The 9,245-nt window shown below is 66.0% G+C and carries 12 protein-coding genes; 5 read left to right on the forward strand and 7 right to left on the reverse strand.

What is annotated here, in order from left to right; all coding sequences use genetic code 11:
* Positions 1 to 79: 79 nt before the first annotated feature.
* Genes HWX58_RS10315 through HWX58_RS10330 form a run of 4 tightly spaced genes read right to left on the reverse strand, consistent with a single transcriptional unit; the run spans position 80 to position 3,722 of the window.
* Entirely contained in the window at positions 80 to 493 is a 414-nt protein-coding gene (locus HWX58_RS10315; RefSeq protein ID WP_020628091.1) for a molybdenum cofactor biosynthesis protein MoaE, read from the reverse strand.
* Positions 486 to 1,442: a bifunctional molybdenum cofactor biosynthesis protein MoaC/MoaB gene (moaCB, locus tag HWX58_RS10320; protein WP_043282516.1), complete on the reverse strand. Its 957-nt coding sequence runs from the start codon at positions 1,440 to 1,442 to the stop codon at positions 486 to 488. Before moaCB ends, HWX58_RS10315 begins: the two co-directional genes overlap by 8 nt.
* The gene (locus HWX58_RS10325; RefSeq protein WP_308302087.1) at positions 1,439 to 2,701 is read right to left on the reverse strand and encodes a molybdopterin molybdotransferase MoeA; all 1,263 of its coding nucleotides are present in this window, start codon (positions 2,699 to 2,701) and stop codon (positions 1,439 to 1,441) included. The genes moaCB and HWX58_RS10325 overlap by 4 nt, the downstream gene beginning before the upstream one ends.
* On the reverse strand, positions 2,631 to 3,722 hold the full coding sequence (locus HWX58_RS10330; RefSeq protein ID WP_070709080.1) for a ThiF family adenylyltransferase: 1,092 nt from the start codon (positions 3,720 to 3,722) through the stop codon (positions 2,631 to 2,633). Before HWX58_RS10330 ends, HWX58_RS10325 begins: the two co-directional genes overlap by 71 nt.
* Positions 3,723 to 4,006: 284 nt before the next feature.
* Between HWX58_RS10330 and modA the strand changes: the two genes are divergently transcribed.
* The 4 genes from modA to HWX58_RS10350 are packed head-to-tail and all read left to right on the forward strand — an operon-like array spanning position 4,007 to position 6,761.
* Complete coding sequence (gene modA / locus HWX58_RS10335; protein ID WP_020622151.1) at positions 4,007 to 4,684, forward strand: molybdate ABC transporter substrate-binding protein; 678 nt, start codon at positions 4,007 to 4,009, stop codon at positions 4,682 to 4,684.
* Positions 4,662 to 5,468: an ABC transporter permease gene (locus tag HWX58_RS10340; RefSeq protein WP_020622152.1), complete on the forward strand. Its 807-nt coding sequence runs from the start codon at positions 4,662 to 4,664 to the stop codon at positions 5,466 to 5,468. The genes modA and HWX58_RS10340 overlap by 23 nt, the downstream gene beginning before the upstream one ends.
* A complete protein-coding gene (locus HWX58_RS10345) occupies positions 5,447 to 6,202 on the forward strand; it encodes an ABC transporter ATP-binding protein (RefSeq protein ID WP_051050021.1) in 756 nt (251 codons plus the stop codon). Before HWX58_RS10340 ends, HWX58_RS10345 begins: the two co-directional genes overlap by 22 nt.
* Complete coding sequence (locus HWX58_RS10350; protein ID WP_024357654.1) at positions 6,186 to 6,761, forward strand: hypothetical protein; 576 nt, start codon at positions 6,186 to 6,188, stop codon at positions 6,759 to 6,761. Before HWX58_RS10345 ends, HWX58_RS10350 begins: the two co-directional genes overlap by 17 nt.
* A gap of 43 nt (positions 6,762 to 6,804) precedes the next feature.
* Here the strand turns inward: HWX58_RS10350 and HWX58_RS10355 are convergent, their stop codons facing one another.
* Positions 6,805 to 7,182: a winged helix-turn-helix transcriptional regulator gene (locus HWX58_RS10355; protein ID WP_020622155.1), complete on the reverse strand. Its 378-nt coding sequence runs from the start codon at positions 7,180 to 7,182 to the stop codon at positions 6,805 to 6,807.
* A 73-nt stretch (positions 7,183 to 7,255) separates the two neighbouring features.
* On the opposite strand from HWX58_RS10355, the gene HWX58_RS10360 reads away from it, so the two are divergent.
* A complete protein-coding gene (locus HWX58_RS10360) occupies positions 7,256 to 7,666 on the forward strand; it encodes a RidA family protein (RefSeq protein ID WP_043276424.1) in 411 nt (136 codons plus the stop codon).
* Positions 7,667 to 7,746: 80 nt separating this feature from the next.
* Here HWX58_RS10360 and HWX58_RS10365 read toward each other — a convergent pair whose 3' ends face one another.
* Positions 7,747 to 8,232 (reverse strand): Dps family protein, encoded by a 486-nt coding sequence (locus HWX58_RS10365; RefSeq protein WP_020622157.1) that lies wholly within the window; start codon positions 8,230 to 8,232, stop codon positions 7,747 to 7,749.
* 47 nt (positions 8,233 to 8,279) lie between these two features.
* Positions 8,280 to 9,233 carry a TIGR03571 family LLM class oxidoreductase gene (locus HWX58_RS10370; RefSeq protein ID WP_020622158.1) on the reverse strand — a complete coding sequence of 318 codons (954 nt, stop codon included), beginning with the start codon at positions 9,231 to 9,233 and terminating at the stop codon, positions 8,280 to 8,282.
* Between the last annotated feature and the right edge of the window lie 12 nt (positions 9,234 to 9,245).

Consider the following 9,245-nt stretch of genomic DNA (forward strand, 5'->3'; position numbering starts at 1 on the left):
ATGCCAGTCATCTGGCGCCTCTTTCCTCGGTGATTGCACCATCGTTCACCCGGCGGGTTCGCTAGGTCGTGCGGTGTATCTACAACCCCACCCACTCCGATCTGCCGTCGGTGAAGTGCTGGTGCTTCCAGATCGGAACCTCTGCCTTGATCGCGTCGACGAGGTTCCCGCAGACGGCGAACGCCTCTGCCCGGTGCGGGGCGGCGACGACCGTGACCAGTGCGACGTCGCCGATCTCGAGGTGACCGATGCGGTGAGCGGCGACGACATCGCAGTCCGTGGTTTGAGCGATCCTCGTGCACACGTCGATGAGGATTCGTTCCGCGTCGGGGTGCGCCTCGTAGTCGAGAGAGCCGACGTCCTCTCCGTGATCATGGTCGCGCACGATGCCTTCGAAGGTGACCACCGCCCCGTTCTTCCTACTGCGTATCCGTGTTTCCAGCTGCGTCTTGTCCAGCGGAGCAGCGGTGACGAAACCGATCGGGTCAGGCATGTCCGCCGCCGGCCAGCTGGTCGTGCAGGTGTGGCAAGAGCGGCTCCAGTGCGATGAGGCCGTCTTCCACGCCGCGTGGCGATCCAGGCAGGTTGATGACGATCGTGCGTCCGGCGATCCCTGCAAGCGCCCTGCTGAGCGAGGCTGTCGGCGTCGCCGCGCGGCCCGCTGCACGGATGGCCTCGGCGATGCCGGGAAGTGCTCTCTCGATCACCGCGCTCGTCGCCTCGGGGGTGCGGTCCTCGGGATGCACCCCGGTGCCGCCGGTCGTGACGATCAATACCGGCTCGCTGGTGAGAGCATCCGTGAGCGCCTGATAGATATCCGCGTCAGCGACAACGACGGGCTCGTCTGGCTGATACCCGTGGTCGCGAAGCCAGCCTGCGATTGCCGGACCGGTGAGATCCTCGCGCGTACCGGCCGCGGTGCTCGTTGAGGAGACGATCACGACCGCCTGTCCGTGGTCTGCGGGCACGGATGCGCCTGCAACCCAGTGCCCGCGCTTTCCTCCGGTCTTCTCGATGAGGTGGATGTCTCCGAGCACGGCGGCCGGATCGACGGACTTGATCATGTCGTGCAGAGCGAGACCGGCGATGGCGACGGCGGTGAGGGCTTCCATCTCGGCCCCAGTCTTCGCCGTCGCTGCGACCGTGGCCCGGATCTCCACCGATGAGGTGCTGAGCTCGAAGTCCACGGTGACGGACTCCAGGGGCAATGTGTGCGCGAGGGGTACAAGTTCGCTGGTGCGCTTGGCGCCCTGGATGCCCGCGACCCGCGCTGTCGGGAGCGCGTCTGCTTTGCGCAGCTGGTTGGCGGCGAGCAGTTCCAGCACCGCCGGTGTCGTGTCGAGGCGGCCGGTCGCGATCGCCGTGCGCCGAGTGATCGCCTTCCCGCCGATGTCGATCATCCGCGATCGGCCGTGATCGTCGAGGTGCGGCAGTTCGTTCATAGATTCCAGGTCTCCACGCGTGTCCCGATGTCGAGGGTGACGGCATCGATCGGGACATCGATGAGCATGTCGGATGCCGCCATGGCGGCGACAAGGTGCGAGGAAGGGCCGCCAACCGGTGCCACCCGGCCTCCAGGCAACCCCACACCACGGCGGAACTGCCGTTTCCCGGCGACAGAGGTGAGGGGCTCGGCCAGGGTCCGCGGCTCGGGCTGTCGCGCGTGCAGTCCTGCTGCCTCACGGAGGACCGGCTCGATGAAGAGCATGAACGACAGCTGCGCGGACACGGGATTGCCTGGGAAGCACACCATGGGAACGCCTTTGTAGATGGCAGTGGCTTGGGGGCCGCCCGGCTGCATCGCGAGAGTATCGACGTGCGCCCCGAGCGGCTCCAGAAGCTCCCTCACGACTTCGTAGTTGCCTGCCGAGATGCCCCCGCTGGTGAGCAAGATCTCGGCTCCCGCCGCACACGACGCGTCGAGAGCGCGCGCGAACGCGGCCGTGTCATCGACGACACGATGCTCATCGACCAAGAGGGCGTCGGCGGTTCGTACCGCTGCGGCGAGTGCGGGGCCGTTGGCGTCGTAGATCTGGCCGGGAGCCAGAAGCTCACCGGGAGCGGCCAGCTCGCTTCCGGTCGAGATCACTGCGACACGTACCTGTGAGCGAACGGGGACGGACGCCACTCCCGCAGCTGCGAGCGCCGCCAGGTGGCGAGGAGCGAGCCGGAATCCATCAGACAACAGAGGCTCACCGACCGCGAGGTCAGAGCCGGCTTCACGCACGAACTCTCCGACGTCCGGCTTCCGCGTGAACGTCACTGTCGTTCCCTGGACGGTGGCGTGTTCGACAGGGACGACCGCATCGGCGTCGTCGGGGATCGGCGCACCGGTCATGACCCGGACGGTATGGCCAGGGCGAAGCGGCCCAGGTGTGCCAGGAGCAGCGGGGATCGCACCGCGCAGCGGCAGACTGCTTGGCGTCCGCGCGAGGTCAACCGTACGGACGGCGAAGCCGTCCATCTGTGAGTTCCGGAACGGGGGCAGATCTATCGGAGTCCGTATGGGGTGGGCAAGCACCCGATCTAGCGCGTCAGACAGGGCGACCTGCTCGACGGGGCGCTGGCTCACGGCGTTCAGGAGGGTGCGGACTCGGGCCGTGTGCTCAGCGACCGATGTGCGGGGCATGTCAGTACCTGCTCGCCGTGGGGTCGATGCGGACAGCCCAGGCATCGATGCCTCCGGTGAGGTGCCGCACATCGGAGAATCCGAGTTGGAGGAGCTGATCGAGCGCTTGGCGTGAGCGTGTGCCGCGGTGGCAGTACAGCACGATGGGGTGACCGGTGTCGAGTTCTGGTGCCCGGCGAGGGAGTTCGGTCAAGGGGATCAGCACGTTTCCCGGGATCGCTGCGATGTCGGCCTCCCACGGTTCGCGTACGTCGATCAGCAGCGGCGGGAAGGAAGCTGTGAGCAGGTCGCGCAGTTCCTCGGGCGAGACGGCGTTCTGATCGTCGGATGACAGCGGAGTGGTCTCGATGTTCTGCGCTGCGGCACGGGCGGACTCGTCGCGCCGGTAGGCGATCTCGCGGGTGCGGCCGGTGCGTGCGTCGTACGCGGCGACCCGGCCGATCAACGGCTCTCCGATGCCGGTGAGGAGCTTGAGTGCCTCGGTCGCCATGAACGCCCCGATGACGGCGCATACGCTCGGCAGCACGCCGATCATGTCGCAGGTGTCCGCACTGGAGTCCGGACCATGCGGGAACAAGTCGCGGTAGTCGGTGCCTCTGGCATCCCATGCCACGCCTGCTTGGCCGGCGTACCCCAGTGCTGACCCCCACACGAGCGGAATGCCGCGTTCGGCAGCAACACGGTCTGCCAGCATCACTGTTGCCGGGTTGTCGCTGGCATCGACGAGCACGTCCACACCGTGCAGCAGACCCTCGGCTGTCACGGCGTCGAAACGCCCCTCGACGGCGCGGAGCTCAGCATCAGGAGCGAGCGACGCGAGCCTTATGGTGGCTGAGACCGCTTTGCTGCGACCGATGTCGCCGGGCGTGTGCATCGTCTGCCGGTGCAGGTTCGATTCGGCGACAGTGTCGTCATCGACGATCGTGAGGCTGCCGACGCCTGCGGCAGCAAGGACCGGCAACAGGGTGCTGGCCAGCCCACCCGCGCCGATCACGAGCACATGCGCTCTCGAAAGACGCTCCTGAGCGGGAACGCCGAAGCCCGTGAGGACGCGCTGCCTCTGAAAGGTCGGAGAGAGCGGATTGACCGGCATGCCTTCAGGCTAGGGAGCCGGTCCCAGCGGGTGAGGTCGGAAGCGGCGAGACAGCAGAGAGCAGACAAAGCCCAGCAGTCGCAGGCCATTCTCACGACCTCGGCTACGGGAGGCTTGAGACAGGTCGGCAACTTCGTTCGCCTGACCGACCGTCTTTCAGAGGAGTTCCTGTCGTGCGTGCCCCCTCCCTCCTTGCGGCAGCCGCAGCGCTCCTTCTGCTCGCTGGATGCTCATCGCCCGGCACGGGAAGCGACGAATCGGATGTCGGGGCAAGCAAGGACGACATGACCTCCGGAACGGTGACAGTGTTGGCCGCAGCCTCCTTGACCGACGTGATCGACGTCCTCGCCGAGAGGTTCGAGGACGCGAACGCAGATGTCGACGTGGTCGCCAGCTATGGCGGATCGTCGGCGCTCGCCGAGCAGATCGTCTCCGGTGCCCCGGTGGACGTGTTCTTCTCAGCGAATGAGGCGACGATGCAGTCTGTTGTCGACGCAGGCCTGGCCGCCGATCCGGAAGTGCTCGTCACGAACACGCTGCAGATCGCGGTTCCCGCCGGGAACCCTGCAGGGATCACCGGTCTCGCCGACTTCGCACGGCCTGAGCTGACAATCGCATTGTGCGACACCGCGGTGCCGTGTGGAGCCGCAGCGCAGTCCCTGCTCGACCTTGCTGGTGTTCAGGCCCAACCGGACACACTTGAGGAGGACGTGCGTGCCGCACTGACGAAAGTCTCTCTGGGTGAGGCCGACGCCGCACTGGTCTACGTGACCGACGTCGTCGCAGCAGGGAGCGCGGTGGAAGGCATCGATGTGCCTGAGGCGCAGCAGGTGATCAACAACTATCCGGTCGCCCTTCTTGCCGAGGCACCGAACCCCGACGCAGGACAGGCGTTCATCGACTACCTCCGCTCCGATGAGGCACGTCAGGTCTTCGAGCATGCAGGCTTCGCGGCCCCGTGAACGCCGGCAGCCGGTCATCCTCGCCCTCGGGGTGATCGGTCTCGCGCTGCTCGTTCTCCCGCTGCTCGGACTCATCCTGCGTGCACCATGGGGCCAGCTGGGCGAACTCTTCGTTCGGCAAGAGGTACTGCAGGCGCTCGGGCTCTCGTTACTCACAGCGACGTTATCTACCGGCCTGAGTCTCATCCTCGGTATCCCGCTAGCCGTCCTGCTGAGCCATTCCGTTCACTGGAAGGTCCTGCCGCGCCGCCTCTTGCGGGCGGCGATCACTATCCCGCTGGTACTGCCTCCCGTTGTCGGCGGCATTGCGTTGCTTCTCCTGCTGGGACGGCGAGGCATCCTCGGGCAATGGCTCACGCAGGTCGGCATCACTATTCCTTTCACCACCGGTGCCGTTGTGCTCGCGCAAACCTTCGTCGCGATGCCCTTCCTCGTCTTCGCCGTCGAAGGCGCGCTGCGATCAGCGGACCGCCGCAGCGAACTAGCCGCCGCCTCCCTGGGCGCCAGCCCGTGGCAGATCTTCCGCCTCGTGACGGTTCCGCTGACCGCGCCTGGAATCGCCGCGGGCGCCGTGCTGTGCTTCGCCCGCGCGCTCGGCGAGTTCGGCGCGACTATCACGTTCGCCGGCTCCTTCCCCGGCGTGACGCGCACACTCCCGATCGCGTCGTACCTCGCGATGAACTCGGACCCCGACACCGCGATCGCCCTCGCACTCGTCCTGCTCGCGGTATCACTGGGTGTGCTCCTCGCACTCCGCGACCGATGGCTGCCAGGCACCGCATGACCTTCGAGCTCACCGTCTCCGCACGTATCCCACGCCCCGCCTTCGACGTAGTCGTGGAGCTGAAAGCGGATCCCGGAAGTGTGCTCGCCGTCGTCGGACCGAACGGTGCCGGAAAGTCCAGCGCCATCGCGGCGATCGCAGGCTTCACCGAGTCCCACGGCACGATTCGACTGGGGGACAAGGATCTGGCCGGTCTTCCTGCTGACCAGCGAAGGATCGGCGTCATGTTCCAAGACCTGCTCCTCTTCCCTCACCTCACGGTGCGCGAGAACGTCGCCTTCTCAGCCAAAGTCCGCGGTGGGCGTTGGTCCGCCGCCCGGCGCAGCGCAGACCCCTGGCTGTCTCGCTTCGGAATGGCGGACCTGGCAGAGAGATACCCCAGTGCACTCTCCGGCGGGCAAGCTCAGCGTGTAGCGCTAGCCCGTGCCCTCGCATCCGAGCCGAAGGCACTGCTCCTCGACGAGCCGCTCGCGGCGCTGGACGTGGAGTTCCGGGATGAAGTGCGTGCCGACCTCGGTCTGCGTCTCCGCCAGTTCGCCGGTCCGACGATCCTCGTCACACATGACCGTGAAGACGTCGAGGTGCTCGCTGACGAGGTGATCGTCCTTGAGGCAGGGCGCATCACGCAGCGAGGAAGCCTCGCCGATCTGGCACGAAATCCTGCGACCGCATGGATTGCCCGCTTCACAGGTGCCCAGGGAAGAAGGGACGCAGACGATGTCAGGTACGGATGATGACTTCCTCTTGGGGCTCGCCGGAGTATCGGGAACGATGCTCGGCACGTTCATCGTGGGCGTGTTCTTCTACATCGACTCGGAGATGCACCGCCGACTCGCAGCGTCGGAGGCTGCGGACCGGTATCTCCGTTCGTCGGTCCGCTGGGTCTTCACCGCCTACTCCATTCCGCTCCTTGTTCCGCTCGTGCTCGCGTCGCTTGATCCGCTCTGGGGCGCGCTGAGCTTCATCGTCCTCGGCATCCTCCTGGTAGCGATGACAGTGGAAACAGGACGTCGTATCCTCGCGAGGGGCGGGTCCGGCTCCTCACGCGCTCTATTCGTGAACGAATGGCTCTCGAGCGCCGGCATCGTCATCGCCATGGTCCTGCCATGGACATTGGGAGGCTGGGTGCCCGATCCGACTGAGTTCGTCCCCTCGCTGCTCATCCTTCTCGCGTGCGGCTTCGCGAGCACAGCGGCGCTGGTCATGACGCAGTTCGACGCGACGATGGGCATGGTGGACGCCGTCATGGGAGACAGAGAAGGCGCAAAGCCTGAACATCCGACAGAGAGCTGAGCCGCGCTCTTGCTTGGTCGCGAGGGGAAAGATGTCCCGACGTCTACTGTTCGTCTTCGTCGAAGGCGATGCGTGCGCGTTCAATGTTCGGCAGTTGCTCATCTGCCCAGGCGACGAGCGCGTCAATCGGCCCGCGCAACGTTTTGCCCAAGGCGGTGATCCCGTACTCGACGGCCACCGGCCGCGTGCTGATGACTCGGCGTTGCACGACTCCGTTTCGCTCCAGCCGACGCAACGTCGCCGTGAGGGACTTCTGCGTCACTCCCGGAATCGCACGCCGTAACTCGTTGAACCGACAGGGTCGCTCGCACAGTTCGTTGAGCACGCTGAGTGACCACTTGTCGAGCACCTGGTCGAGCAGCTCGCGATGCGGCGTCGCGATACGCAGCTCGCTTTCGCATACGGCGTCGGTATCGGCCATGAAACCAGGTCTCCTTGAAGTGTCCTTCAACTACCAAGTATCAATAGTAAACCACCAACGAAGAGGACCTTCTATGCCAGTCACACGCTTCAGTCCTGCCGGTCTCCAGCCAGGAACGCCGTATGATCACGTCGCCATTGGCACCGGCACGCGTCACGTGCATATCAGCGGCCAGGTCGCCCGTAGTGCGGAAGGAAAGCCCATCGCGATCAACGATCTCGCGGGTCAGGTCGCGGAGGTTCTCCGCAACACAGCTCGTGCGCTCGCAGGCGCGGGTGCATCCTTCGACGATGCGCTTCGGTTGACCTTCTACGTCACCGAATGGGAGCCCGAGAAGATCGCACCTTTCATGGACGGGATCGCTCGGGTCGCTGAGGAGCTGAAGCTGCCTCAGCCCCTGCCGCCCGCGTCCCTGATCGGGGTCGACTACCTCTTCGAGCCGGACGTTCTCGTTGAGCTCGAAGTCACCGCGATCCTCGATTAGCCCGTGTTGTCCGACTGCACCACGTAGTGCGCGCGGCGCCTCTCACCGGACCGGTGAGAGGCGCCGCTTTGGCAGGTCGGTCAGGCTGCGATGTGAGACACGAGGAACCAGCGGTCCTTGTCGAGACCTCGCTGGATCTCGATCGCGACGTCCTGACTGGTCAGGTCGATGCCGTCGAGGCCATCGACCGCTGCGCGGACGTCGGCGAGGAGCCTGTCGATGTCTGCGATCACCGCGTGCACGAGGTCGTCTGAGTTCGCGAAGCCGGCCGGGACGCTTGTCCCGGAGCTCTTCTCGGCGACCGCGCTGACGCGGGCGTCGAGCGGGAGGCCGAGGGCGACGATGCGTTCCGCTGCCGCGTCGGCGAACTCGCCGGCGTTGCCTGCGATGGTGTCCAGCAACTCGTGGACGCCGACGAAGTTCGAGCCACGCACGTGCCAGTGCGCCTGCTTGGCGTTGATGGTCAGCCCCTGAAGGCCGAGTACGACGGGGGTAAGGAACTGCGCGGTCGCGACAACCGCTGTCGGGTCGCTCGCAGTCGTGGCGATGGTGTCTGTGCTGCTCATATCAATCGTTCTCCCTGCTCGTTTGTTTCTTGTTTCGGTGGATTCGGTCACGATCGGATGTCTGCGCCGGCTGGCTCTGATGCGGTTCGGGCTCGGAGGGCGGGGATGACGTCTTGTCCGATCTCCTCCATGACGTCTTCAACGTCTCGTCGTCCCGGCCGCAGCACGAGGTTGACGTGCACGACCCCTGCCGCTGCCAGTCCGGTGAGGTAATCGGTGAGACCGGTGGTGCCGACCCGTGCACCGAGGCGGATCGGCTCGAAGGGAGCGTCCGGGTTCTCCGCGAGGTCGAGGTAGAGGTTCGTCATGAACGGCTTGAGCGATATCGCCCGCCACTGCGCAGCGACGGCGCGCATCTGCGGACCTGCACGGTGGTACGTCATGTGCGCGTCGAGGTGCTCTGCCGCCCACGCAGGAGACTGCTGCGCGCCACCGATCCCGATCAGTGGAATCGTCCCGTCCGCAGGGGCGGGCAGGAACGAGTCCTGATCGATCCGGCCCAGCGCCGCCTGCGACCAGATCTCACGCAGCACGCGCACACCGTCGCGATAGGTCTCTCCCCGACGATCGAAATCGACTCCGAAGAACGGGTACTCACCCGGCCTGTCGCCCGAGGCGAGGCCGAGCAGCAGCCGCCCACCGGAGAGGACATCCACGGTTGCAGCTTCCTTCGCGAGCGCGACTGGATGCCGCAAGGGGAGCACGATCCCCGCTGTTCCGAGCAGGATGTGCTCGGTCGATGCGGCGAGGTAGCCGAGGTAGGGGATGGGGTCGAAGACCTGTCCGGCGTCGCCGAAGTCACGCGGTCGCCACATCGGCACGTCCCGCAGCCAGAGCGCCCGGAACCCGAGCCGGTCGGCGAGCTGCGCACGCTCCTGATGCCGGGTCAGGTCAGGGAAGAGTCCCTGACCGGAGACGTCTCGTCGGGCGAGATCGTTGTCCAGGGGCAGCTCGATCCCGAGGGACAAGCCGTTCTCGGTGAGCGTGTCCAAAGCGGTCATGGCATGCTCCGT

It is taken from the genome of Microbacterium tenebrionis, from assembly GCF_903645325.1.
Lineage (GTDB): Bacteria > Actinomycetota > Actinomycetes > Actinomycetales > Microbacteriaceae > Microbacterium > Microbacterium tenebrionis.